We start from the raw sequence: 22,631 nt of genomic DNA on the forward strand, positions 1-22,631 counted from the left end.
ATGAACTGAATGAGCTACTGTCCCTCCACGTCGGGCAATCTGTTCCGGACTTTCGCGGCGTGCGGTCGTTCGAACGGCCAACGGAGAGCGATGATGTCGACAATGTTGCCAATGGTCGGAATATCGGCCTCCAGTGTCGGTGGGCGTGGATGGTCCAGGAAAGCATCGATATCATTGAGGACCAAACTTGCATCGAACTCACTCATCGTTGCAGCGGCATTCTTCACCGCCTCTATCTGTGACCTATCTCCGGTTCGGTAGGCGGCGAGACGAACCTGCAGTCCGAGATCGGGGTCGTTCTCGAGCTTATTGACAAGGGCTTCCATATTATTGTCGGGGTCATTGATCGGGGTCTGACCCAAAGAGTGAATCGCGTACCTGCGAACCTCGTCCAGCTCGTCATCATCGTCCGCACACGTGAACAACGCCGCTGTCGAACTTCCCGGATAGCGTCCCAATGCTTCCGCCGCCGACGCCCGGACTATCCATGAATCGTCGGATCGAAGATGCGATGTCAGCGGTCCGACGGCAGGCGCGAACTGGATCATAGTGAGCGCTTCGGCCGCTTCGGTGCGAACGAGCTCGTCTGGATCTTCGAGCATCCCGACAAGTAATGGTCCAACGTCGTCGACGGAGGCTCCGCCAAGGAACCCTGCCGCGCGGACCGCCTCGCTTCGAACTGCAATATCCGAACTTCCGAACAGAGGGAGCACCAGATCAATCTTTGATTGATCATCTTCCTTGATCAGTTCGATCAGCGCGGCTACCTGCCTGTCTGGATTGCCGGAGCTGAGAGATTCGACAGGGTCACCCGGGTTGTCCTGCATGTTTCCTCGCCTTCGAGAGTTCAGAGTCAATGACAGCTACTTCGCATACTCGCGGCTATCGACCACCGCCACCGCTTGATTGCCGGCAGTCGTGAGCCTTCTGAGTCTTCTTGATTCTCTGTCGCTTCGCGGCATCTGCCAGGTCCCACAGCTTGGCGAGGGCACCGCATTTGTCCAGGCTTTCTCTGGACATGAGATCGCGCATCTCCTGCTCGATACCGCTATCGGCGACGCGCTGCTTCCCACCCTTGGCCATCTCGGCGACGAAGGCGCCGGCCACAGCAACTGCTGTGAGCGATGCAATGTCGTCCAATGCTGACTGGACCCCCAACGGATGAGCTGCGTCCGCTGCCAAGGCGATTCCGACGCCGAGCTGTAGGGTCTGGAAGAGTCTGCAGATATCCCATAGCTTCCGAATCCTGGCAGCGCCTGCGGTGATTGCGGCCGCGCCTGCGGCGGCGCCGGCAGCCGCCTCTGCCTCGACAGGTCCCAGGGTTGCAATACCGATCGTCAATATCTCCGTCAGTACCATCACCCCGACAGTGACCGCTGCGATGGTCAACAGTTCGCGCATCAGGTCGTTGACGTGGGTGTCCAGATCGGAACGAAACGCGACGAGACTGGTCTGATGCTCCCCGACGGAACTGGTCAATGTCGCAGAGACAGCTGTGATCGCGGCGGCCCCACCGGCGAGGGTTGTGAGATGTGATTTCACGTCGTTCAGGTCGGGTGCGTTGGTTCCAGCTGAATCGAACGCTGAAGAAATCTTCTTGATCTCCGCTTCGGCATTTTTCACGGCTGCAGATTCCGTGAATTTCTTCCATGCTTCTGCCGCTGACAGCAGCTTATCGCGGTCTCCATTGGGGACGGTGTAGCCAATTTGAGAAAGTAGCCCAGGGATGCTCGTATCAAGTCCCTTGGCATCTCCACCGCATGATGAAGGTGGTGCCTGAATATCGTTTTGGAACACCAACCCCTGAGGGACATGCATGGGCAAGGTAGGAGCGGCCCCCTTTGTCGGGTCGGGATTGGCATTCCAGTTCGAGTGCGCCCAATTGTTTCCGGCCGTGTTCAAGATGTTGGAAAAATTTGCGAGCGCATTCGACAGTGATGCGGATGTGCTCAGTAGGTCAAGTGAATGTTCATCATAGTCGGAACCCCATTTGGTGACTCTGTCGTAACTCCCCGCCATTTCGCCGCTGTTTTGTAGCGATTTCCATAGGGCGGACAGGGCGGAAAGGAATTCTGAGTTCACCTTCGCGCAGCTCGTGGCAGCATCATAATATGTTTGAGGATTGACTTGGATTGCCACCGTTCACGCGCCCCGCATCATCTTCGTGTTGGCATCTGTCGCATCCGAGTAGGCGGTATGCGCAGTTTTGGCTGCATCGCTCATGTCCTGCACGCCTTCGGTGAACTCTCGAGCACTGACCGCCCATTGCCGGTGGGCGACTTCGTAAGCCGTCGCGGCGACGCTCTCCCAACCGGTCCCGGCGAGCATGGCCACCTTGTCGTCGATCTCATCTAGATGTTCGTTGATGAAGCCAGCCAGTCCGGTCAGCCGGGCGACTACTTGATCGAGGTGGTCAAGGTCTACTGCGAACTCGTCACTCATGACTGCCCCGGAAGGTCGAGGCTGAATGTCCCCATCGCCGAGGCCTGTGCTTGGTCTTGTCGCTGGTATGTGGCAGCAGTCACTCCCAGCTTTTCGGCCATCTGAGTCAGCGCTGAGATGATCTGTTGCCCACTGCTGTTCGTCTCACACCAGCCGGTGCTGAACCCCGATGCTGCGGAACCGAACCATGTTCGATCAAGGGCGTCGACCTCGCGCCCGGCCGAATCCAGCGCTGACCTCAGCGTTTCGGCCAATCCGTATACGTAGTTGCCGACATTTCGAACATCATCTGGGACTACTGTCAGCGACTGACCGGTCCCCCCTGGAACACTCACCCGGCCAACCGTAGCGGGGCGCCGAGGTGACCGCTATTGGTCGTCGCCACAATCGGATTGGCGGCCGCGGGTGGTTCCCGATGTAGGGCTAGCGCGCTTCTAAGACCTCGAGGGGGCGTTCTACGGAGAGGAGCGCCGATCTCGACATGCGCCCCTCCTCCCTCATCGCTGCCATGTCCAACAAACCCTGACCAGCGACGCCCGGATAGCTGTCAGACGGTCAGGCTAGCTTTGCGCCCATGGGACTTTCAGTGGGAACCGGGGGGCTGGCCTTTGCCGTGGCAGACGGCGGCGACCCGGAGTATCTCGATGCGTTGACCGAGCAACTGCGTGCGCTCAGCGAGCTACTGGTGCGGGAGGGGCTTGCTCCGCACGACGAGCCGAGGGTTGCGGGACCGGCGGTGGACCGCGCTCGGATAGGGAGCGTGCCCTACTCTTTCGTGCATTATCTGCGACGCGCGTATGCCTTAGCGCGTGAGTATCCCGAGCAGCCGCCGACACCCGTCGCCGACGGAGACAGCGCATCGGATGATCCAGCCATCAACCTGGTCGGATCCACCTTCGACTCCCACCTGATCTGCCATTCGGATTGCGAAGGGTTCTACGTTCCGGTCGATTTCGACGACGTGCTTTTCGTCGGCGAGGATGTCGACATCGCCGGTGGCATGGTCGGGTCGAGCACTGCGCTGATGCGCGAACTCGTCTATGTCGCACCGTATTTGGGTGTCGAGCTGGTCGATGGTGTGCTCTCCGACGCCGAGATCGGCAGGATCCGGACGATGCTGGACAGCGATTCGTCGCACCCGTTCGACCGGGAGTTGATCACCTGGCTGCTGCTGTTCGAGGCCGCGAGGGTGTCGATCGAGAACGGCACCGTTGTCGAGTTCGGGTGATCGGACAATCCGTGCCCGGCTCAGTCGACCAGGGTCATCGGCGGCGGCTCCCACTTTCCGTCGAGGGCGTTCTCGCGCGGTGCGTAGAGGCGGAGGGTGAGGGAGAAGTCGCCGGTGGCGGGGATGGGGAGCCAGTTGCCGGTGGGGACGGCGGGACGTGGGTCCTGGTGCTGGACGGCTAGTTCCACAGATCCGTCGGGGGCGGGGACAACGGCGGGGAAGTGACCTACCGAGTAGATCGTGTCGGGGTTGGGGACCAGGAAACCTTGTGTGTCGTAGGCGGTGATCGAGGTGAAGGCGTGGACAGGCGGCCATCGGCCCGGTTCGAAGCGGATGCGGTAGCGCAGTGGGTTGCCCCGGTCGTCGGTGGTGGGGGCGTCGCGGTTCGCGTAGAGCACGTCACGAATGGGGGCAAGGGCGGGGGAGCGCTTGGTGGTGGCCGCGCGGCGGAGGTAGTCGGTACCGAAGGTGCCGAGGTCGACGGGGATCTCCCAGCCGTTGACGGAGCGGGCGGTGGGGTCTGTCCAGTCGGCGATGCGGCGGTGAGCCTGGCGCACCGCCTCGTCGAGGATCTCGGCGGGCTGGTCGTCGAGGACCCCGCCGGGCTGGACACCGATCGTGGCCAGTTGCGTCATCAGTGGCGCGTCGGCGGCAGCGGGGGGATCGGTGAGCATCAGCCGGCACAGGCGGTTGAGATAGGTGCGGCCGTCCAACGCGGCGATCCGCTTCGTCGGTGGCTCCGGTCCACGGTCTATCGCGTGGACGCGGCTGACCGTCCCGGCGAGCTCACCGCGATCCCACGCGCTGAGCGGGATCAGCTTCATCTTCTCCTGCCACTGGTTGACCGTCGGCGCGTCCCCGGTGCCGTTGATCTGGACCCGCGCGACGATCGTGCACATCGACGACGGCATGTGCAGCCGGGTCATGTTCGCGGGCAGTACACCGGACCACTGCGGCCCGGTGAGGACGTAGGTGAAGGGTGGGCCGTCGGCGTCCACGGTGGTTCGCGGGGTCTTGCTGGTCAGGTCGTGCACGGTGTTCGCCCACCCGTCGACCAGCTGGAACAGCCAGAACCGGTCGGGTTCCATCCCCGGGATCTGGAGCACGATCGGCTCTTCGGTGATGTCGAGCCACGCCTGCGAATACACCATGTCGTGGCTGAGCCTGGCCACCCCGCGATCGTCGGGATCGGGCAGCACGCTGTGATCGAAGCCGTTGATCGGCCCGCTCGCCGCGCGCATCATGTCCAGCAGGATCATCGGATAGCCGTAGATGTAGGCGTCGATCGCCCGGGCGAGCAGATCCGGGCGACCGGTGGTGCGGATCGGCTCGGGAACCGATGCGTCACCGCATCCGGGCAACGCCGCCGCGGCGGTGGCCGCGGCGGCGAGCCCGAGCAACGATCGCCTGGTCAGCGCGCTCGCGCGAGAATCCATGCACGCTCCGTTCGAAGGCTTGATCGCCGAGCCTATGACGAGTCAGCAACGCACCGCCTCATACACAACGGGTGAATTGCCTCAACCGAGCAGCACCCGCCGCATCAGGAATCCGACCCTGGCCCGGCCGGCGATCGGGTCGTCGCCGAAGCGCTGACCGAGGTCGATGACCATCGCGAACGCCGCGTGCACCAGGAAACGCGCCTCGGCCGCGGAGAGCTCCGGCCGCATATCGCGCACCAGCCGCGCCCACTCCTGCACGCTCAACCGCTGGATATTGCGCAGGACGGCACGTTCCTCGGCGGGCACGTGCCCGAATTCGGCGTAGTAGACGACGGCCAGCGCGCGCTCGTCGAAGGTGTCGGCGACGAACTGCTCGACCAGCACGTCCAGCGCGGCCCCGCTGTCGGGCGTGCTCGCCACCGCGGGGCCGATCGCCCCCGACACCCGGTCGGCCGCGCGCCGAAACGCCGCGGCGAGGATGTCGCTCTTGCCGCGATAGAACCGGTACACCGCCGACGCTGCCGACAATCCCGCCGCCGAGGCGATGTCCTCCACGCTCACATTCGGATAGCCGCGTTTGTGGAACAGCTCTACCGCTTTGCGCAGCAGCAGTTCATGTTTGAACGAGTCGGGAATCTGGGCGCGGGCACCCTGCTCCGAAACGATTGCGGCAGGCGGCAACGCGGTGTCGGTGAGCGCCATACACGCCGAGCCGAGCAACTTGTTCAGCGTGCGAAGGGGCAGCGCGGCGTGATGATCGGCGATGCTGGTGACCACGCCGAGAATCGCCGTGGAGACCATACGCCGCTCGGCCGTGGTCAATTCGGGACGCAGGATCGCCAGCTGTTCGTCGAGCGCGACCAGCACCGAACCCTGCTGCTCGTCGAGCACCACCCGATCCGCCGGCTCGAGGTAGCGGCCCTCCCATCGCACCAGCCGCACCGTCGCCCGATTCTCGACGGTCGCGCCGATCAGCCCGGTCAGCATGTGCCGCAACCGTTGCGCCGCGGGCAGGGTGTCTTCGGCCGACACCACGATCGATGCCGTGAACGCCTGCCCGACCCGAAGTAACTCCTCCCGGAACAACGCGTACTTACTGGGGTAGTGCCGATACAGCGCGGCCGAACTGATTCCCAGCCCGGACGCGATGTCCTCCATACTCACCCCGTGATATCCGGCTGCGCCGAACGCCACCGCCGACGACGCCGCGATCTGCGCCCGGCGATTCTTCGGCCGCCGCCGAACTTCAGTCCCAGCTACCCCACGCGCCCCACGAGACTCGCTGACATTCATAGTTCAAGTGTATTAGCCCTTGTCGGGTGGGCTTATCCGGGCATACCAGTCGAGGAGTGCGGGGTCGTCGACGGCGCTGCGTTCGACGACGCGAGCGGGATCAGCGCCCTGGAAGAGCTTTTTGATGGGGACTTCCAGCTTCTTGCCGGTTCGGGTGTGGGGGATGCCGGGGGCTTCGCGGATCTCGTCGGGAACGTGGCGCGGGGAGACCTCGGTGCGGATCGCGGTGGCGAGACGGGTTTTCAGGTCTTCGGTGAGTGCCGCGCCGGGGGCGAGCACGACGAACAGGGGCATCCAGTAGCCGCCGTCGGGTTGTTCGGCGCCGATCACCAGGGCCTCGGCGATCTCCGGAAACTGTTCGACGACCTGGTAGATGTCGGCGCTGCCCATGCGGATGCCGTGGCGGTTGAGCGTCGAATCGGAGCGACCGTGCACGACGATGCTGCCGTGTTCGGTGAGGGTGATCCAGTCGCCGTGGCGCCATACGCCGGGGTAGGTGTCGAAATAGGCTGCGTGGTAGCGCTTTCCGTCGTCGTCGCGCCAGAAGCTCACCGGCATCGACGGCATCGGCGCGGTGACCACCAGCTCGCCGACCTCGCCGCGCACGGGGTTGCCCTGCTCGTCGAAGGCATCGAGGGCGACGCCGAGATACGGCGCCGACAGCTCACCCGGCCATACCGGCACGGTCGGGGCGCCACCGACGAACGCCGACACCACATCGGTGCCGCCGCTGATCGAGTTCACCTGAACATGCTCTCCGGTATTCTCGTTCAGCCACAGCGCGCTCGACACCGGTAGCGACGAACCGGTGATACCCACGGAGCGCAGGGCCGAGAGGTCGTGCTCGGTGCGTGGCACCGATCCCGCCTTGACACAGCCGAGAACATAGCCGGGGCTGGTCCCGAAAACGGTGGCGCCCACCTGGGCGGCGATGCGCCACAGCGCATCCGGCCCGCCCGCGGTCGGGCTGCCGTCGTAGGTGACGACGGTGGTGCCGGTGAGCAGACCCGCTACCTGGAAGTTCCACATCATCCAGCTCGGGCTGGTGTACCAGAAGAACGTGTCCTCGGGGCCCATGTTCGATTGCAGCGCTACGGCTTTCAGATGCTCGAGCAGCACACCGCCGTGGCCGTGGACGATGCCCTTGGGCAGCCCGGTGGTGCCGGAGGAGAACACGATCCACAGCGGATGATCGAAATCGACGGGGACGGTTTCGATGACACCGAGTCCGGCATCGGCGACCGAGTCCGTCCAGGACAGCGTGTCGGGTACCTCGCGTCCGAGTTGCGAGACGACGACGGTGGCGCGCAGGCCGGGCAGCCCGTCGCGCAGCGCCGCGATGTCGGCCCGTTTGTCGTGTTCCTTGCCGCCGAACCGGTAGCCGTCGGCGGTGACCAGCACCGTCGGGTCGAGCTGGCCGAGCCGGTCCAGCGCGGCCTTGGCCGAGTAGTCCTGACCGCAGGCGCTCCACACCGCGCCGATACTGGCGGTGGCGAGGAAGGCGACGATCGCTTCCGGAATATTGGGCAGGTAGCCCACCACCCGGTCGCCCGCCTCGACGCCCTGCTCACGCAAGGTGCGCGCGAAAACCGTGACCTGTTCGATCAATTCGGCCCAGGACACCTCCCGCGGCTCGGCCTCTTCGTGCAGGGCGATCACCGCGGGGCGGCCGAACTGGGCCATCCGGATGATCTGGTCGACATAGTTCAGCCGGGTGCCGGGAAACCATTGCGCGCCCGGCATCTCCCGCGAGCCGAGCACCTCGCCGGCCGTCTCGCCGAGCTCGAAGTAGTCCCACACGGCCTGCCAGAAGCCGGCGACGTCGTCCACCGACCACTGCCACAGGGCCTGGTAGTCGGGGTACGGGTCGCCGGTTCGCGTGGTAACGAAGGCGGCGAAGTCGGTGATTCGGGCCGACGCGATGTCCTGCGCGCTCGGTACCCATTGCGGTTGCACTCCGATGTCCTCCTCGAACTGGACTACTTCGTGTATCGGGGGGTGGATTACCCGATGATCAGCTGGGCACGCCTGCGCGCCGGACGATCTGTTCGGCATGCCGGAGCACCGGTGCGTCGACCATACGGCCCTCGAACGCGAAGACGCCGCGATGGTTGGGCACCTCCGCCAGCACTCGATGCGCCCAGTCGAGCTCGGCGGGGTCGGGTGCGTAGCCATCGCGGATCACGGCGACCTGACTCGGGTGGATGGCGACCTTGGCGTCGAATCCGACGGCGACCGCATCGCTCGTCTCCGCGGCGAGGCCGTCGAGATCCTTGATGTCGAGGTACACCGAGTCCAGCGCGAAGCGCCCGAAGGCCTTGGCCGCCAGCAGCGTCGATGAACGCACCTGACGGGCGACATCGCGGTAGCTGCCGTCGGCGTGCCTGCTCGAGTTGCCACCGAGTCCGGCGACCAGATCCTCGGCACCCCACATCACGCCGATGGCATTGTCTGCCTGCACCGACTCGGTGATCCGCACCGCGCCGAGCGGCGATTCGACCAGCACGATCACTTCGTAGCCGTCGAGGCTGCGAACCTGGTCGGCCGACTCGCATTTGGGCAGCATGACCCGGCGGTAGGCGGTCTGCGCGAGCGCGGCCAGATCGGCCGCGTAGTCGTCGGTGCCGGCCGCGTTGACCCGAATCACGGTGTGCTGCGGGTCGAGCGGGGTGTCGATGAGCGCCTGCCTGGCCGCTGTCTTGTCACCCGCCGCGACACCGTCCTCGAGATCGAGGATCACCACATCGGCCACCGCGGCGGCCTTGGCGAAGCGTTCGGGGCGATCGGCCGGGCAGAACAGCCACGCGGGACCACTCGGCTGCCAGCTCATACTGCGTCCTTTCGGCGGGTGGCCGCTCATGCCTGCGGCGCCTTGCGGACCAGTGTCTTGCGTATCGCGGTCGCCACGATCACGCCGTGCTGGTTGCGTGCGGTGTGGGCCAGGCTGACGATGCCCTCGCCGGGACGGCTCTTGGATTCGCGCTTGTCGGTGACCAGCGTTTCCGCGTACATGGTGTCGCCGTGGAACAGCGGTGCGGGCGTGGTCATCTCGGAGAAACCGAGATTGCCGACCAGCGTGCCCTGGGTGAGCTGGGCGACGGAGAGCCCGACCAGGGTCGACAGCGTGAACATCGAATTCACCAGGCGCTGGTTGAACGGCGGCTGCGCGTCGGCGAAGGCCGCGTCCAGGTGCAGGGCCTGCGTGTTCATGGTCAGCGTGGTGAACAGGACATTGTCGGCCTCGGTGATGGTGCGGCCGGGCCGGTGCTCGTAGATCGTGCCGATCTCGAACTCCTCGAACCACAGCCCGCGCTGGACCACCCGCCTACCTTCGCTCACAGACCCAGCTCCCTTGCGATCAGCATCAGCTGTACCTCCGTGGTGCCCTCGCCGATTTCCAGGATCTTGCTGTCACGGTAGTGCCTCGACACCGGGTATTCGTTCATGAAGCCGTTGCCGCCGAAGATCTGGGTGGCGTCGCGGGCGTTGTCCATCGCGGCCTCGCTTGCGACCATCTTCGCGATCGAAGCGGCCTTCTTGAACGGCTTGCCCGCCAGCATCAGCGCGGCGGCGTCGTAGTAGGCGGTGCGCGCGACATGGGCCCGCGCCTCCATCCGGGCGATCTTGAACGCGATGGCCTGATTGCGGCCGATCGCCTGTCCGAAGGCCTGGCGTTCACCCGCGTAGCGCACGCTCTCGTCCACACAGCCCTGCGCGGCGCCGACGGCCAGCGCGGCGATGGCGATGCGGCCCTCGTCGAGGATGCGCAGGAAGTTGGCGTAGCCGCGACCGCGCTCGCCGAGCAGGTTCTCCTGCGGCACCCGCACGTCGGTGAAGCTCAGCGGGTGGGTGTCGGAGGCGTTCCAGCCGACCTTGTTGTAGGCGGGCTCGGCCACGAAACCCGGGGTGGAGGTCGGCACCAGGATGGTGGAGATCTCCTTCTTGCCGCCTGCCTGTCCGGTGACCGCGGTGACGGTCACCAGGCGGGTGATGTCGGTGCCGGAGTTGGTGATGAACTGCTTGCTGCCGTTGATCACCCAGCTCTCGCCGTCCTGCACGGCGGTGGTCCTGGTGCCGCCCGCGTCGCTGCCCGCGTCGGGTTCGGTGAGTCCGAAGCCCGCCAGCGCCTGCCCGCTGGTGAGCTGGGGCAGCCATTCGGTGCGCTGCTTGTCGTTGCCGAAGCGGTAGATCGGCATGGCGCCCAGCGACACCCCCGCCTCGAGGGTGATGGCCACGCTCTGGTCGATCTTGCCGAGTTCCTCGAGCGCCAGGCACAGGGCGAAGTAGTCGCCGCCCATGCCGCCGAACTCCTCGGGGAACGGCAGGCCGAACAGGCCCATCTCGGCCATGCCCGCCACGACCTCGTACGGAAAGCTGTGTTCGGCATCGTGTTTCGCCGACACCGGCGCGACGACCTGGTTGGCGAAATCGCGCACGGTGAGGGCGAGCTGGCGGTATTCCTCCGGCAGCGAACCGGTGGACAGGTAGTCGGTCATGCGGGGGTTCCTTCGGGCTCGGTCGGTGCCGCGGCGGTCTCGGCGACGGCGGGTTCGGTCGCGACTGCCGCGACGACGGTTTCTGCGGGGTGGGCGATGACGCGCACCAGCACCTGGTCCAGTTTCACCTGGGCGCCGGGGAGGGCGAGCACCTCCACCGTGCCTGCCACCGGCGCGGTGAGCGCGTGCTCCATCTTCATGGCCTCGATCACGATCACCGGATCGCCGACGGCGACGGTCGCGCCGTTCTCGACCGGCGTGGCGATCACCGAACCCGGCATGGGACTGCGGATTTCGGCGTCACCGATGTGGGCGGCGTCGCCACGCACGCTCGCCTCGGCGACCTCGCGGAGCACGGCGAGCCCGCCGTCGTGGCTCACCCACAGCTGGCCGTCGGCCTCGGCGATGCGGTAGGTGCGTCGCAGCCCGTCGAGCGTCGACGCGAGACCGTCGGCCGAGACGGTGGCGGTGAGCGTGCGCGGTTCGGGGTGACTCGCCGGTTCGCCGGACTCCGGCTCGTCGAGCCACACGGTCGCCGAAGCCGGTGTGCCGGTGATGAACACGTGGCGCGCCTGGTCGCCCGCGGACAGTCTGATCGATGTCGGGGCGGGTTCGCCGAGGCGCCATCCCGACGGGGTCGACCAGGGGTCGCCGCCGGTGGCGGGCCAGCGTCGCAACCAGTGATGTGTCGCGGCGGCGATGAATTCGTCGTCGGTCACCTCGGCGGGTACGAAGTCGGCGACGCGGCGATCCAGCAGCGCGGTGTCGAGACGGCCGGCCTGTACATCGTCGTCGGCGAGCAGGAAACGCAAGAATTCGATATTGCTCGTCACGCCAAGCAGCACGGTCTGTTCCAACGCGCGGTCCAGCGCGGCGAGCGCGTCGGCGCGAGTATTGCCGCGCGCGATCACCTTCGACAGCATCGGGTCGTAGTCGCTACCGACCACGGTGCCCACCGAGAGCCCCGAATCCACCCGCACGCCGGCGCCTTCCGGCTCCGACAGCGCCAGCACGGCACCGCCGGTCGGCAGGAACCCGCGACCCGGGTCCTCCGCGTAGACCCGTGCTTCGATCGCGTGCCCGACGAGGTGGATCTCGTCCTGGGTGCGCGCCAGCTTCTGGCCCGCGGCGACCCGCACCTGGCATTCCACCAGATCGACACCGGTGACCATCTCGGTCACCGGATGCTCCACCTGCAGACGGGTGTTCATCTCCATGAAGAAGAACTCGTCGGGCTGGTCGGCCGAGACGATGAACTCCACGGTGCCCGCGCCCACGTAGTCCACGCTGCGGGCGGTATTGCAGGCGGCGGTGCCGATCCGGGCCCTGGTCTGCGCGTCCAGCAGCGGTGAGGGAGCCTCCTCGATCACCTTCTGATGCCTGCGCTGCAAGCTGCATTCGCGCTCACCCAGGTGCACCACATTGCCGAACTTGTCGGCCAGGATCTGCACCTCGATATGGCGGGGCCGGTTGACGAACCGCTCCAGGAACAGGGTGTCGTCGCCGAACGCGGCAGCGGCTTCGCGCCGGGCACTCACCAGCGCGGCGGGCAGATCGGCGGGGTCGGTGACCCGGCGCATGCCCTTGCCGCCACCGCCTGCCGACGGCTTCACCAGCACCGGGTAACCGATGTCCGTTGCGGCGGCGATCAATTGGTCATCGGTCAGGCCGGGTTCGGCGATGCCGGGCACCACCGGAACCCCGAACGCCGTCACCGTCTTCTTCGCGGTGATCTTGTCGCCCATCACCTCGATGGCCTTGGCCGGCGGGCCGAGGAACACGATGCCCGCATCGGCCAGTGCCGCCGCGAAGGCCGAATTCTCCGACAGGAAGCCATAACCCGGGTGTACCGCCTGCGCGCCCGAACGTACGGCGGCATCGACGACCTTCTCGATCGACAGGTAGCTCTCGCGCGCGGGCGCCGGTCCGAGCCGCACCGCGACATCGGCCTCACGCACGTGGCGTGCGTCGGCATCGGCGTCGCTGTACACCGCGACCGAGCGAATGCCCATGTCGCGCAGGGTCTTGATCACACGCACCGCGATCTCGCCGCGGTTGGCGACCAGGACGGTGTCGAATTCGACGAGATGGTTCTTGTTCAGCATGTCGCTCACATCCGGAAGACGCCGTAGGAAACGGGTTCGAGCGGCGCTTGCGCGCACACCGAAAGGGCAAGACCGAGCACGGTTCTGGTATCGGTCGGCGCGATCACGCCGTCGTCCCAGAGGCGCGCGGTCGCGTAGTAGGGGTTGCCCTGGGTCTCGTACTGTTCGCGGATCGGGGCCTTGAACGCCTCCTGATCCGCCTCGGACCACGGCTTGCCCGCGCTGTCGAGCTGATCACCGCGCACCGTCGACAGCACCGACGCGGCCTGTTCGCCACCCATCACCGAGATGCGCGCGTTGGGCCACATCCACAGGAAGCGTGGCGAATACGCGCGCCCGCACATGGAGTAGTTGCCCGCGCCGTAGGACCCGCCGATCACGACCGTGAGCTTCGGCACCCGCGCGCACGCGACCGCGGTGACCATCTTCGCGCCGTGCTTGGCGATGCCGCCGGCCTCGTAGTCACGGCCGACCATGAAGCCCGTGATGTTCTGCAGGAACAGCAGTGGGATCTTGCGCTTGTCGCACAGCTCGATGAAATGCGCGCCCTTCATGGCGGATTCGGCGAACAGCACGCCGTTGTTGGCGACGATGCCCACCGGATGGCCGTGAATGCGGGCGAACCCGGTGATCAGGGTTTTGCCGTATTCGGCCTTGAACTCCTGGAAGCCGCTCTCGCCGTCGATGATCCGGTCGATCACCTCGTGCACGTCGTAGGGCGTGCGTGGGTCGACGGGCACCACGTCGTAGAGCTCGTCCTCGGCTTTGGCGGGCGGGGTACTCGGCAGGACCTCCCACGGTGCTTCGGGGCGCGGGCCCAGCGTGGCGACGATATTGCGGACGATCCGCAGTGCGTCGCGGTCGTCGTCGGCCAGGTGATCGGTGACCCCGGAGGTGCGTGAGTGGAGCAGGCCGCCGCCGAGGTCCTCGGCGGTGACGATCTCGCCGGTCGCCGCCTTCACCAGGGGCGGGCCGCCCAGGAAGATGGTGCCCTGGTCGCGCACGATCACGGCCTCGTCGGCCATCGCGGGCACGTACGCGCCACCGGCGGTGCACGAACCCATCACCGCCGCGATCTGGGCGATGCCCTTGGCGCTCATGTTCGCCTGGTTGAAGAAGATGCGGCCGAAGTGCTCGCGGTCGGGGAACACCTCGTCCTGGTGCGGCAGGAAGGCGCCGCCGGAGTCCACGAGGTACACGCACGGCAGGTTGTTCTGCGCGGCCACCTCCTGCGCGCGCAGGTGCTTCTTCACCGAGATCGGGTAGTAGGTGCCGCCCTTGACCGTCGCGTCGTTGGCCAGGATCAGGCACTCGCGGCCCGCGATGCGGCCGATGCCGGCGATCACGCCGGCGCCGGGGCACTCGTCGCCGTAGATGCCGTTGGCCGCCAGCGGGGACAGTTCGAGGAACGGACTGCCGGGGTCGAGTAATTGGTCGACGCGCTCGCGGGGGAGCAGCTTGCCCCTGGCCACGTGCCGTTCGCGGGACTTCTGCGGACCACCGAGGGCGGCCGTGGCCAGCCGCTGCCGCAGATCCGCGACCAGGGCGCCGTGCGCGTCCCGGTTGCTCGTCGCGGCCACGGTGCCGTCTTCGGTCTCGTGCGTAACCGTCATCACGCCACTCTTCCCATTCGGTTAATCGCTAATAACTGAAATTCAGGTTAATCTTGACTAACCAAGTTGTCCAGAGGGGGCGGCCACGATGTCGACTACCGAGCCTGTCCAGGCGACCCGCCGCGAGCAGCTCAAGGCCCAGCGGCGCGAGCAGTTGCTGGCCGCGGGCGCCCGGCTCATCGCCGACCGCGGCTTCTTCGGCGTGCGGCTCGACGACCTCGGCGCGGCGGTCGGCATCAGCGGCCCCGCCGTCTACCGGCACTTCGCGAACAAAGAGGCGCTGCTGGTCGAACTCCTGGTCGGCATCAGTGAGCGCCTGCTGTCGGGCGGTCGCGCCGTCGTCGACGAATCGCCGTCGGCCGTTGCGGCGCTGACCGCGCTGGTCGACTTCCACCTCGACTTCGCCTTCGGCAACCCCGAGCTCATCCGCATCCAGGACCGCGACCTCGACAATGTCCCCGCCAACGACCGCCGCGTCCTGCGTCGCACCCAGCGCCAGTACGTCGAGATCTGGGTTGGTGTCCTGCGCGAACTGACCCCCGGGCTCCCCGAGGAAACCGCCCGCATCCAAGCCCACGCCGCCTTCGGCCTGATCAACTCGACCCCGCACAGCGCCTCCGCGGCGAGTGCGTCGAGGGCCCGGCCGGTGCTGCGGCAGATGGCCCTGGCGGCGTTGACGGCCGGCTAGTTCGCTTCGGCGCCGGGTCGGTCGAGCTGGTTCCAGAGCCAGCCTGGGCCGACGGATTCGGCGCCGTGGGCTTCGACACGGGTGCGGAGCTCGCGGTCGGCGGTGACGACCGTGATCCGTTCGTAGGAGTCGGCCTCGGCGACCACGTCCACGATCTTGTCGTCGCCCGAGCGCTCGGCGAGGACCACCTCCATCCGCGGCGCGGCGGGCGCGGCACCGTCGGCAGCGGCCTTGGCCGCTCCTTCGAGGACGACCGTGACTTCGGTGTTGTCAGGAAGCCGGGTAGTCAGGTCCGCCACGTCGGCGAGAAATCGCCGAGCAGCACCCGCCCTGTCCTTCCACCATCCGTTGGCGCGCGACCCGATCACATTGGCCGCATCCACCACGACGAGATGCCTCGGATCGCTCATCGACCCAGTCTGCCTCGCGTACTGCCGCAGGCGCGATTGTGCGCCGGGGCAGTTACCTTGATATATGATCTATATAGGTCGTATATAACATCAATGTCAGGTGGGGGCAATGTCCAAGCTACTGATCGACGTGGATGACGAAGCGCTCGCGGAGGCGCAGCAACTTCTCGGAACATCGACGAAGAAGGAAACCGTCAACGCGGCTCTCGCCGAGGTCGCCAAGCGGCTCAAGCGCGTGCGGGCGTTGAACAGCCTTGCCGAGATGGCGGAGCAGGGCGACTTCGACGTGCTGCTCGACAAGTCCAACTACCGAGCGTGATCAGCTATTTGATCGATACCTCCGCCGCCGTCAGATTCATCGCGAATCAGGCTGTCAAACAGGCGTGGCAGGAGACAGTGACGGCGGGTGCGGTCGCGGTGTGCGATGTCGTGGAGCTTGAACTCCTCTACGGCGCAACGTCACTCGCCGATCGATTGCGAAAGAAGAAGCTGCTCGGTGAACTGTTCGGCTGGGCACCCACGCCCGATGGTGTGTGGACGCGGACACACGAGGTTCAGCAGTTGCTCACCGAACAGGGTCAGCATCGCAGTGCCGGTGCCGCGGATCTGGTGATCGCGGCCACCGCGGAGGCGAATCGCATCACGATTCTGCATTACGACCATGATTTCGAGACAGTCGCCAAAGCAACCGGTCAGTCCACCCAGTGGATCGCGCCACCGGGAACCGTCAGCTGACCTCGCTCGGCACCTCCAGCGTCATCAGCGTGCCGTCGGTCATGCGGTAGACGGCGTCCATGCGGTGGAGGTGGGTGGGGTCGTGGGTGACGAGGATGGTGGCCGCGTGGTGGTCGCGGGCGATGGTGGTGATGAGGTCGATGATGGCGGCGCCGCGTTCGGAGTCGAGGGCGCTGGTCGGTTCGTCGACGACGAGCAGGGCCGGGTCGTTCATAAGGGCGCGGGCGATGTTGACGCGCTGGCGCTGGCCGCCGGAGAGCTGGGCGGGGCGTTTGTGGGCGTGGTCGGTCAGGCCGACCGCGTCGAGAAGTTCTCTCGCGCGGGTACTGGTTGCGTGGCGTGATGCCCGTTTCGGGCCGCCGAGGTGGGCGGTGACTTCCAGTTGCTCGATCGCGGTCAGCGAGGGGATGAGGTTCGGCTGCTGGAAGACGATGCCCATCGACTTGCGGCGGGCGGTCGCCGCGGCTCGTCGGCTCAGCGTGGCGAGATCTGTGGTGCCGGACTCGGTGTCGAGCACGACCGTGCCCGAATCGGGGCGGATCAGGGTCGCGGCGACGGCGAGCAGGCTCGACTTTCCTGAACCGGACGCGCCGGTCACCGCGGCGATCGTGCCGCCGGGCACGTGCAGATTCACCCGGTCGAGGGCGGTGAGACGGTCGGTGCCGTCGGGGTAGGTGAGGGTCACGTCGGTGAGAGTGAGTGCCACAGTGGATCCTTCGTTCGGTCGCGCAGTGCGGTGGATCGGCAGCGCGACTGCGGCATCGGTGCGGGCGACGGTCGTCATGGGATCGTCAGCGGGTCGCGCCGAGCGCGGTCAGTGGGTCGGTGGTGAACAGGAAGCGCAGGGCGACAGCGGCGCCGACCAGGCCGAGGACGATCAGGGCCAGTGCGGGGACCAAGGTTGTCGCGGGGCTGAGCACGAAAGGCATCGCCTCGCCCAGGAACAGTGAGGCGAGGGCGGTGATCGCCAGGCCCGCCGTGACACCCGCGGTCAGGACGATCGCGGCCTGGGCGAGGGCATCACGGACCAGGGAGCCGGTGGTCGCGCCGAGCGCCTTCAAGGTGGCGATATCGGGTTGGCGCTGCACGGTCCAGACCGTGAAGAAGGCGCCGATCACCAGGGCCGAGATGGCGAACAGCAGCACGGTCATCAGGGTGAGTGAGCTGTTCTCGGCCTGGTAGGAACCGATCGCCTGGACGGCCTCCTTCGCGGGCAGCGAGTGCGTGCCTGCTTCGGCGTCGAGGCCGCCGGGGGCCTCGCCGGTCACCGCGAGCACGGTCGCGGCACCGGCGCGCGGGCTGGCCGCTTGCCAGTCCTGCAGGCTCGTCCAGATCACGGGGGTGTGGCTGTACCACTCGTCGCCGGCGACGTCGGCGACGGTGAACTCGTGCCCTGCCAGCAGCACGACGTCGCCGGAGCCTGCCGACAGCTCGCGAGCCGCCGCCGAACTCAGCACCACGGCGCCGGGAGCGGTAGCAGGGCGATTGCTGAATGCCGATGGGTCGCCGCCGAACAACGCGACCTGCGTCGGACTCGCACCCGCGTGCTCGGCCCTGGTGCGCGAGATGCCGATCGGGGTCGCGTCCGCCGATTCCCACTGCGCGATCTGCTGCTCGGTGAGCACCGAGGAGTCGAACGACGGGTCGGCCCCGGTTTCGGCGAAAACGACCCGGTCGGCGTCGATGCCCTGGACAGCGGAGATGTTCTGGTGCGCCAGCCCAGCGGTGAGGCCACTGAGGAAGCTCACCAGCACCGCCACCAAGAACACGACGGTGGTGATGAGCAGGAAGCGGCCACGGGCGGCCCGCAGATCTCGGAGTGCGACGAACATGACTCCACTCTGTCGTTCTCGTCCGTCGACGCCATCGCACCGGCGCACGAATCGCCGTCCATCCAAGGTCTGGCGGCGTTTACATCTTTCGATGGATGCCCGCGTGGTTGCCGCACATAAGCTGGTCGACGTGCACTCGTCCCCCCTGACCCCGGTGGTCACCACCCTGCGCTTCGGCCTGCATGTGCTGGTGACGGTGCTGGCGGTGGTGGTCGCGGTGCGCGCGATGCTGCCCGGCGGCGGCGGTCACGGTGTCGCGGTGGTCGCGCTGACGGTGGTGTGGTTGCTGGTGTATTTCGCGGGGACCGAGTTCCCGCGCTCACGTTCGCCTGCGTATCCCGATGCTGCGGTGTGGGTGTGGCTGGCGGCTCTGACCGTGTTGTGGCTGGTCTTGCTCACGCTCACCGCTGATGCGGTCTACCTGGCGTTCGGGCTGTTCTTCGTCTACCTGCACCTGTTGCCACGGCCGTGGAATCTGGTCGCGGTGGTGTCGGCGACGGCGGTCGGTGTGATCGGGTTCGCGGCGCATCGTGGTTGGTCCGCGGGTGCGGTGGTGGGGCCTGTTCTCGGCGCGCTGGTGGCGATCGGGATCGGGCTCGGCTACCAGGCCCTGCGTCGTGAGGCAGTCGAGCGCGAGCGGCTGATCGACGAATTGATCGGCACCAGAGCGATTCTCGCGGAACAGGAGCGCACGGCGGGCAAGCTCGCCGAGCGCGAACGCTTGGCGAAGGAGATCCACGACACCGTCGCCCAGGGCCTGAGCAGCATCCAACTGCTCCTGCACAGCGCTGAGCAGGCCGCACCGGATCATCCTGCGCTGGACCGTATTCGGCTCGCGCGCGAGACCGCCGCCGAAGACCTGGCCGAAACCCGAAGGCTCATCGACGAATTGTCGCCCGCCGCGCTGGACGGCCAATCACTGGCCGAAGCGCTGGAACGCATTTGTCTGCGCGCGCAGTCGCCGACACTGACCACGCAGCTGCTCGTCGAGGGTGAGCCGGAGCGCCTGCCGATGCCGGTCGAGGCGGCGCTGGTGCGGATCGCGCAGAGCGCGGTAGCCAATGTGGTGCAGCACGCGCAGGCTGAGCGCATGCGGGTCACCCTCACCTACGACGACACCGACGCGCACTTGGACATCGTCGACGACGGCATCGGCATCGAGCCGGATATGTTGCGCCACCGCCGATCCGGCGCGTTCGGCCTCGCCGCCATGCGCAGCCGCGTCGAGCAACAAGGCGGTGCGATGACCGTCGAATCCGAACCGGGCCACACCGCAGTGTCGGTGACCTTCCCGCTCGGCGCGGCCTCATGATCCGCCTTCTCCTCGCCGACGATCACGCCATCGTCCGTGCGGGCCTGCGCGCTCTCCTCGACTCCGCCGCCGACATCACCGTTGTCGGTGATGTCGCGAATGCCGATGCGGCAGTGGCCTTTTGCGCCGCCACCCCCGTCGACCTGGTCTTGATGGACCTGCGTTTCGGCGACGGTCGCTCCGGCGCCTCCGCCACCGCCGACCTGCGCGCCCTGCCCACCCCGCCGAACGTCCTCGTCGTCACCAACTACGACACCGACGCCGACATCCTCGGCGCCATCGAAGCAGGAGCCGTCGGCTACCTCCTCAAAGACACCCCACCCACCGAACTCCTCGCCGCCGTCCGCGCCGCCGCAGCGGGCGAGAGCGTGCTCTCCCCAACCGTCGCCTCCCGCCTGATGACCCGAGTCCGCCGAGCCGACACCACCCTGAGCCCCCGCGAAGTAGAAGTCCTGCGCCTGGTAGCCGCCGGCCTTTCCAACCGCGACATAGCCAAACAACTCTTCCTCAGCGAAACCACCGTGAAGTCCCACCTCGTCCACATCTACGCCAAACTCGGCGTGAAGTCCCGCACCTCCGCCGTCGCCACAGCCCGCGAAAGCGGCGCGATCTAACTGTCGACATGCTGATTCACCTTCGGCGCCCCCGCCGCCGCTGCGCTTACCCTGGGCGTATGGCCTCTCTGTCTGATCCCAAGGTGCGCGAATTTCTTTCCCATGGAACGCGAACGGGCAAGGTGGCGTTCGCCGCGGCGGACGGGCGTCCGCTGGTGACGCCGGTGTGGTTTGTCGTCGAAGGTGACGAGCTGGTTTTCAATACGGGTAAGAACACGGCCAAGGGGCGGGCTTTCGCGCGTGATCCGCGGGTCGCGGTGTGCGTCGACCTCGAGGAGCCGCCGTACGCGCTGGTCGAGGTGCAGGGGACGGTCACCCTGTCCGAAGATCTCGATGAGCTCGTGCGGACCGCGACCGCCATCGCGGCCCGGTACATGGGTCCGGACAAGGCGGACGAATTCGGTCAGCGCAACGGGGTCGCGGGCGAGCTCGTGGTGCGGGTGCGGCCGACGAAGATCATCGCGCAGTTCGATATGACGGGCTAGCGGGCGCCGGTCATCGGGACCGCGTCGGGGCCGGGCGGGGTGGGGTCGTACGGCGGGGGATCGGTGCGGTCGAACAGGGGAGACGAGCAGGTCGCGCCGACTTCCGGTGTGGTGTACGGGTTTTCGCGGAGGGCGACGATGAACTGGTCGATGCGTTCGTCGGTGGCCGAGTCGACGGTGAGCTGGTGGCCCCACGACTGCAGTGAGATCGGGTGGCTCATGTCGGGGATGGGGGACATCAGGGTGTACTGGCGGTCGGTGACTCGGGCGCTCAGCGCCGCCTGATCCTGCGCGCTCACCTTCGCGGGGTCGTAGGCGATCCATACCGCCCCGTGTTCGAGCGAGTGGACCGCGTTCTCGGTGCGCAGGGCCTTCGAATAGACGACGCCGGTGCAGGCCGCCCACTGGGCGTCGTGCGGTCCGCCCACCGGGGGGATCGACGGGTAGGCGACTCGCTGGTTCGGCCGCACGTGCTGCTGCCCGGGCGCGATCTCGGTGACGACGACGCCGCGAATCTGTAGCGAGGGGTCACGGTTGTCCGAGGACGGGGCGAAGCTGTCCGCGGTGGCGGTCGCCTGACCGGCGACCTTCTCACCCGAGCACCCGGTCGCCAGCGTGGCGGCCACGACCACGACCGCGCAAGCGCCTGCGCCGCGCACCCCACCGGACCTACTCGAAACCCGCATCGCGGACCCCCGTCTCCTCGTCGCCGACACCTGCCGTCCGACACAGAACCTACTTGTCTCCCCGCGCCGGGGGCACTCCTAGACTCCCGACTATGACTGTGCATTTCATCGGGGCAGGCCCCGGCGCCGCCGACCTGCTCACGGTGCGAGCGGTCAACCTGCTGCGCGACAGCCCCGTCTGCCTCTACGCGGGCACCTACCTCGACCCCGAGGTCCTCGCCCACTGCGCGCCCGGCGCCGAACTGATCGACACCCAGCACCTGAACCTGGACCAGATCATCGACCACCTCGTGCGCGCCACCGAGGCGGGCAAGGACGTGGCCCGGCTGTGTTCGGGTGATCCCTCGCTCTATTCGGCCCTCACCGAGCAGACCCGCAGGCTCGACGCCCGCAACGTGGCGTGGGACATCACCCCCGGCGTTCCCGCCTACGCGGCCGCGGCGGCGGCCCTCGGCACCGAACTGACCGTCCCCGAGGTCGTCCAGTCGGTAGTCCTCACCCGGACCCAGGCGCGCTCCACCGCGATGCCGCACGGCGAGGCGCTGGCGAACTTCGCCGCCACCGGTGCCACGCTCGTCCTGCATCTCGCGATCACCCGGATCAGCGTGCTCGCGCAGGAGCTGGTCGCCGAGTACGGCACTGACTGCCCCGTCGCCGTCGTCTATCGCGCCAGCCAACCCGAACAGCTCGTCCTGCGCGGCACCCTGTCCGACATCGCCGATCAGGTGGAGGCGGCCGGGCTGCGTCAAGCCGCGGTGATCCTGGTCGGGCGCGCGCTGGCCACGTCTATCGACTGCGCCCAGTCGCACCTCTACGACCCGGCCAGGGCCCGGTAACACCCACTCCAGCACAGCAGACCAATCGGTGTGATCCATCACTCAGTTGCCGCGGTGCACAGGTCATCCAGCGGGGATGTGAGAACGCAGACAAGCGTCAGCAAACGTGGGTCGCAGGCTTTACCTGGGCCGATGCTCGGCGGCTATGGAGGTGGTTGGTTGCGGGGCGAGCGCACCGGTAGATTGGTGCGATGGTTTGCGACGAGTAGACCGGCGCTGGCGGCCGGACGGTCAGGTGCATGGTCTCGGCCGTGTAACGAGACCAGCCTGGGTGACAGATAGTGCCAATGGACATTTTTGCCTGATTGATTCGAGAACTGAACCCGAGACGCGGGCGCCACGCTTATTCAGGTGGGCGCTCGCGTTCCGGTGTCGTCGGGGAGCGCCTGACCGGGTGTTCCGGAAGCGAGGTTTGGG

At 66.9% G+C, this 22,631-nt stretch carries 24 protein-coding genes; 8 read left to right on the forward strand and 16 right to left on the reverse strand.

Annotated elements, in window-relative coordinates; all coding sequences use genetic code 11:
* Window positions 1-14: 14 nt before the first annotated feature.
* The 4 genes from ACFVVI_RS14715 to ACFVVI_RS14730 are packed head-to-tail and all read right to left on the reverse strand — an operon-like array spanning window position 15 to window position 2,777.
* A complete protein-coding gene (locus ACFVVI_RS14715) occupies window positions 15-827 on the reverse strand; it encodes a HEAT repeat domain-containing protein (protein WP_387445752.1) in 813 nt (270 codons plus the stop codon).
* A gap of 55 nt (window positions 828-882) precedes the next feature.
* Window positions 883-2,139 carry a polymorphic toxin type 34 domain-containing protein gene (locus ACFVVI_RS14720; protein ID WP_387445753.1) on the reverse strand — a complete coding sequence of 419 codons (1,257 nt, stop codon included), beginning with the start codon at window positions 2,137-2,139 and terminating at the stop codon, window positions 883-885.
* A 3-nt stretch (window positions 2,140-2,142) separates the two neighbouring features.
* Window positions 2,143-2,442, reverse strand: a complete 300-nt coding sequence (locus ACFVVI_RS14725) for a WXG100 family type VII secretion target (RefSeq protein ID WP_387445754.1) — start codon at window positions 2,440-2,442, stop codon at window positions 2,143-2,145.
* Window positions 2,439-2,777, reverse strand: a complete 339-nt coding sequence (locus ACFVVI_RS14730; RefSeq protein ID WP_387445755.1) for a WXG100 family type VII secretion target — start codon at window positions 2,775-2,777, stop codon at window positions 2,439-2,441. The genes ACFVVI_RS14725 and ACFVVI_RS14730 overlap by 4 nt, the downstream gene beginning before the upstream one ends.
* Before the next feature lie 239 nt (window positions 2,778-3,016).
* On the opposite strand from ACFVVI_RS14730, the gene ACFVVI_RS14735 reads away from it, so the two are divergent.
* The gene (locus ACFVVI_RS14735; protein WP_387445756.1) at window positions 3,017-3,670 is read left to right on the forward strand and encodes a hypothetical protein; all 654 of its coding nucleotides are present in this window, start codon (window positions 3,017-3,019) and stop codon (window positions 3,668-3,670) included.
* Between the two features lie 20 nt (window positions 3,671-3,690).
* Here the strand turns inward: ACFVVI_RS14735 and ACFVVI_RS14740 are convergent, their stop codons facing one another.
* The 8 genes from ACFVVI_RS14740 to ACFVVI_RS14775 form a co-directional block, all read right to left on the reverse strand.
* The gene (locus tag ACFVVI_RS14740; protein WP_387445757.1) at window positions 3,691-5,106 is read right to left on the reverse strand and encodes a DUF1254 domain-containing protein; all 1,416 of its coding nucleotides are present in this window, start codon (window positions 5,104-5,106) and stop codon (window positions 3,691-3,693) included.
* 81 nt (window positions 5,107-5,187) lie between these two features.
* Window positions 5,188-6,402: a TetR/AcrR family transcriptional regulator gene (locus ACFVVI_RS14745; RefSeq protein WP_387445758.1), complete on the reverse strand. Its 1,215-nt coding sequence runs from the start codon at window positions 6,400-6,402 to the stop codon at window positions 5,188-5,190.
* A gap of 12 nt (window positions 6,403-6,414) precedes the next feature.
* Window positions 6,415-8,358, reverse strand: a complete 1,944-nt coding sequence (locus ACFVVI_RS14750) for an acetoacetate--CoA ligase (RefSeq protein ID WP_387445759.1) — start codon at window positions 8,356-8,358, stop codon at window positions 6,415-6,417.
* A 58-nt stretch (window positions 8,359-8,416) separates the two neighbouring features.
* Entirely contained in the window at window positions 8,417-9,232 is an 816-nt protein-coding gene (locus ACFVVI_RS14755; protein ID WP_378990862.1) for an HpcH/HpaI aldolase/citrate lyase family protein, read from the reverse strand.
* 26 nt (window positions 9,233-9,258) lie between these two features.
* The gene (locus ACFVVI_RS14760; RefSeq protein ID WP_378990861.1) at window positions 9,259-9,741 is read right to left on the reverse strand and encodes a MaoC family dehydratase; all 483 of its coding nucleotides are present in this window, start codon (window positions 9,739-9,741) and stop codon (window positions 9,259-9,261) included.
* Window positions 9,738-10,898 (reverse strand): acyl-CoA dehydrogenase family protein, encoded by a 1,161-nt coding sequence (locus ACFVVI_RS14765; RefSeq protein WP_266293533.1) that lies wholly within the window; start codon window positions 10,896-10,898, stop codon window positions 9,738-9,740. Before ACFVVI_RS14765 ends, ACFVVI_RS14760 begins: the two co-directional genes overlap by 4 nt.
* Window positions 10,895-13,003, reverse strand: coding sequence for a biotin carboxylase N-terminal domain-containing protein (locus ACFVVI_RS14770; RefSeq protein ID WP_387445760.1), 2,109 nt, complete (start codon window positions 13,001-13,003; stop codon window positions 10,895-10,897). Before ACFVVI_RS14770 ends, ACFVVI_RS14765 begins: the two co-directional genes overlap by 4 nt.
* A gap of 5 nt (window positions 13,004-13,008) precedes the next feature.
* Window positions 13,009-14,616, reverse strand: coding sequence for a carboxyl transferase domain-containing protein (locus ACFVVI_RS14775; protein WP_379312420.1), 1,608 nt, complete (start codon window positions 14,614-14,616; stop codon window positions 13,009-13,011).
* An 88-nt stretch (window positions 14,617-14,704) separates the two neighbouring features.
* Here ACFVVI_RS14775 and ACFVVI_RS14780 point away from each other — a divergent pair, with 88 nt between their 5' ends.
* The gene (locus ACFVVI_RS14780; protein ID WP_378990855.1) at window positions 14,705-15,304 is read left to right on the forward strand and encodes a TetR/AcrR family transcriptional regulator; all 600 of its coding nucleotides are present in this window, start codon (window positions 14,705-14,707) and stop codon (window positions 15,302-15,304) included.
* On the opposite strand, the gene ACFVVI_RS14785 is transcribed toward ACFVVI_RS14780, so the two are convergent.
* Window positions 15,301-15,714, reverse strand: coding sequence for an NYN domain-containing protein (locus ACFVVI_RS14785; RefSeq protein WP_387445761.1), 414 nt, complete (start codon window positions 15,712-15,714; stop codon window positions 15,301-15,303). The two genes, ACFVVI_RS14780 and ACFVVI_RS14785, sit on opposite strands and share 4 nt — an antisense overlap.
* A gap of 109 nt (window positions 15,715-15,823) precedes the next feature.
* Here ACFVVI_RS14785 and ACFVVI_RS14790 point away from each other — a divergent pair, with 109 nt between their 5' ends.
* Complete coding sequence (locus tag ACFVVI_RS14790; protein WP_101468427.1) at window positions 15,824-16,033, forward strand: type II toxin-antitoxin system VapB family antitoxin; 210 nt, start codon at window positions 15,824-15,826, stop codon at window positions 16,031-16,033.
* Window positions 16,030-16,449, forward strand: coding sequence for a PIN domain nuclease (locus ACFVVI_RS14795; protein ID WP_387445762.1), 420 nt, complete (start codon window positions 16,030-16,032; stop codon window positions 16,447-16,449). Before ACFVVI_RS14790 ends, ACFVVI_RS14795 begins: the two co-directional genes overlap by 4 nt.
* On the opposite strand, the gene ACFVVI_RS14800 is transcribed toward ACFVVI_RS14795, so the two are convergent.
* Window positions 16,442-17,155 (reverse strand): ABC transporter ATP-binding protein, encoded by a 714-nt coding sequence (locus tag ACFVVI_RS14800; protein WP_387445763.1) that lies wholly within the window; start codon window positions 17,153-17,155, stop codon window positions 16,442-16,444. The two genes, ACFVVI_RS14795 and ACFVVI_RS14800, sit on opposite strands and share 8 nt — an antisense overlap.
* An 85-nt stretch (window positions 17,156-17,240) precedes the next feature.
* Window positions 17,241-18,281 carry an ABC transporter permease gene (locus ACFVVI_RS14805; protein WP_387445764.1) on the reverse strand — a complete coding sequence of 347 codons (1,041 nt, stop codon included), beginning with the start codon at window positions 18,279-18,281 and terminating at the stop codon, window positions 17,241-17,243.
* Between the two features lie 130 nt (window positions 18,282-18,411).
* Between ACFVVI_RS14805 and ACFVVI_RS14810 the strand changes: the two genes are divergently transcribed.
* The 3 genes from ACFVVI_RS14810 to ACFVVI_RS14820 are packed head-to-tail and all read left to right on the forward strand — an operon-like array spanning window position 18,412 to window position 20,692.
* A complete protein-coding gene (locus ACFVVI_RS14810) occupies window positions 18,412-19,593 on the forward strand; it encodes a sensor histidine kinase (protein ID WP_387445891.1) in 1,182 nt (393 codons plus the stop codon).
* Window positions 19,590-20,207 carry a LuxR C-terminal-related transcriptional regulator gene (locus ACFVVI_RS14815; RefSeq protein WP_387445765.1) on the forward strand — a complete coding sequence of 206 codons (618 nt, stop codon included), beginning with the start codon at window positions 19,590-19,592 and terminating at the stop codon, window positions 20,205-20,207. Before ACFVVI_RS14810 ends, ACFVVI_RS14815 begins: the two co-directional genes overlap by 4 nt.
* 59 nt (window positions 20,208-20,266) lie before the next feature.
* Window positions 20,267-20,692, forward strand: a complete 426-nt coding sequence (locus tag ACFVVI_RS14820) for a PPOX class F420-dependent oxidoreductase (protein WP_378634433.1) — start codon at window positions 20,267-20,269, stop codon at window positions 20,690-20,692.
* Here the strand turns inward: ACFVVI_RS14820 and ACFVVI_RS14825 are convergent.
* Window positions 20,689-21,378 carry a DUF3105 domain-containing protein gene (locus ACFVVI_RS14825; RefSeq protein WP_387445766.1) on the reverse strand — a complete coding sequence of 230 codons (690 nt, stop codon included), beginning with the start codon at window positions 21,376-21,378 and terminating at the stop codon, window positions 20,689-20,691. The genes ACFVVI_RS14820 and ACFVVI_RS14825 overlap by 4 nt on opposite strands.
* A 92-nt stretch (window positions 21,379-21,470) precedes the next feature.
* On the opposite strand from ACFVVI_RS14825, the gene cobM reads away from it, so the two are divergent.
* Window positions 21,471-22,214, forward strand: coding sequence for a precorrin-4 C(11)-methyltransferase (gene cobM, locus ACFVVI_RS14830; RefSeq protein WP_387445767.1), 744 nt, complete (start codon window positions 21,471-21,473; stop codon window positions 22,212-22,214).
* Window positions 22,215-22,631: the final 417 nt, after the last annotated feature.

It is taken from the genome of Nocardia sp. NPDC058114 (assembly GCF_042884695.1).
Lineage (GTDB): Bacteria > Actinomycetota > Actinomycetes > Mycobacteriales > Mycobacteriaceae > Nocardia.

Excerpts from the sequence above, each read along its gene's own strand:
- ACFVVI_RS14790 (WP_101468427.1), top strand. The coding sequence starts at position 15,824 with ATGTCCAAGCTACTGATCGACGTGGATGACGAAGCGCTCGCGGAGGCG.
- ACFVVI_RS14765 (WP_266293533.1), bottom strand. The coding sequence starts at position 10,898 with ATGACCGACTACCTGTCCACCGGTTCGCTGCCGGAGGAATACCGCCAG.
- ACFVVI_RS14715 (WP_387445752.1), bottom strand. The coding sequence starts at position 827 with ATGCAGGACAACCCGGGTGACCCTGTCGAATCTCTCAGCTCCGGCAAT.
- cobM (WP_387445767.1), top strand. The coding sequence starts at position 21,471 with ATGACTGTGCATTTCATCGGGGCAGGCCCCGGCGCCGCCGACCTGCTC.
- ACFVVI_RS14775 (WP_379312420.1), bottom strand. The coding sequence starts at position 14,616 with ATGACGGTTACGCACGAGACCGAAGACGGCACCGTGGCCGCGACGAGC.
- ACFVVI_RS14825 (WP_387445766.1), bottom strand. The coding sequence starts at position 21,378 with ATGCGGGTTTCGAGTAGGTCCGGTGGGGTGCGCGGCGCAGGCGCTTGC.
- ACFVVI_RS14820 (WP_378634433.1), top strand. The coding sequence starts at position 20,267 with ATGGCCTCTCTGTCTGATCCCAAGGTGCGCGAATTTCTTTCCCATGGA.
- ACFVVI_RS14780 (WP_378990855.1), top strand. The coding sequence starts at position 14,705 with ATGTCGACTACCGAGCCTGTCCAGGCGACCCGCCGCGAGCAGCTCAAG.
- ACFVVI_RS14725 (WP_387445754.1), bottom strand. The coding sequence starts at position 2,442 with ATGAGTGACGAGTTCGCAGTAGACCTTGACCACCTCGATCAAGTAGTC.
- ACFVVI_RS14735 (WP_387445756.1), top strand. The coding sequence starts at position 3,017 with ATGGGACTTTCAGTGGGAACCGGGGGGCTGGCCTTTGCCGTGGCAGAC.
- ACFVVI_RS14805 (WP_387445764.1), bottom strand. The coding sequence starts at position 18,281 with ATGTTCGTCGCACTCCGAGATCTGCGGGCCGCCCGTGGCCGCTTCCTG.
- ACFVVI_RS14785 (WP_387445761.1), bottom strand. The coding sequence starts at position 15,714 with ATGAGCGATCCGAGGCATCTCGTCGTGGTGGATGCGGCCAATGTGATC.
- ACFVVI_RS14770 (WP_387445760.1), bottom strand. The coding sequence starts at position 13,003 with ATGCTGAACAAGAACCATCTCGTCGAATTCGACACCGTCCTGGTCGCC.
- ACFVVI_RS14745 (WP_387445758.1), bottom strand. The coding sequence starts at position 6,402 with ATGAATGTCAGCGAGTCTCGTGGGGCGCGTGGGGTAGCTGGGACTGAA.
- ACFVVI_RS14755 (WP_378990862.1), bottom strand. The coding sequence starts at position 9,232 with ATGAGCTGGCAGCCGAGTGGTCCCGCGTGGCTGTTCTGCCCGGCCGAT.
- ACFVVI_RS14740 (WP_387445757.1), bottom strand. The coding sequence starts at position 5,106 with ATGGATTCTCGCGCGAGCGCGCTGACCAGGCGATCGTTGCTCGGGCTC.
- ACFVVI_RS14815 (WP_387445765.1), top strand. The coding sequence starts at position 19,590 with ATGATCCGCCTTCTCCTCGCCGACGATCACGCCATCGTCCGTGCGGGC.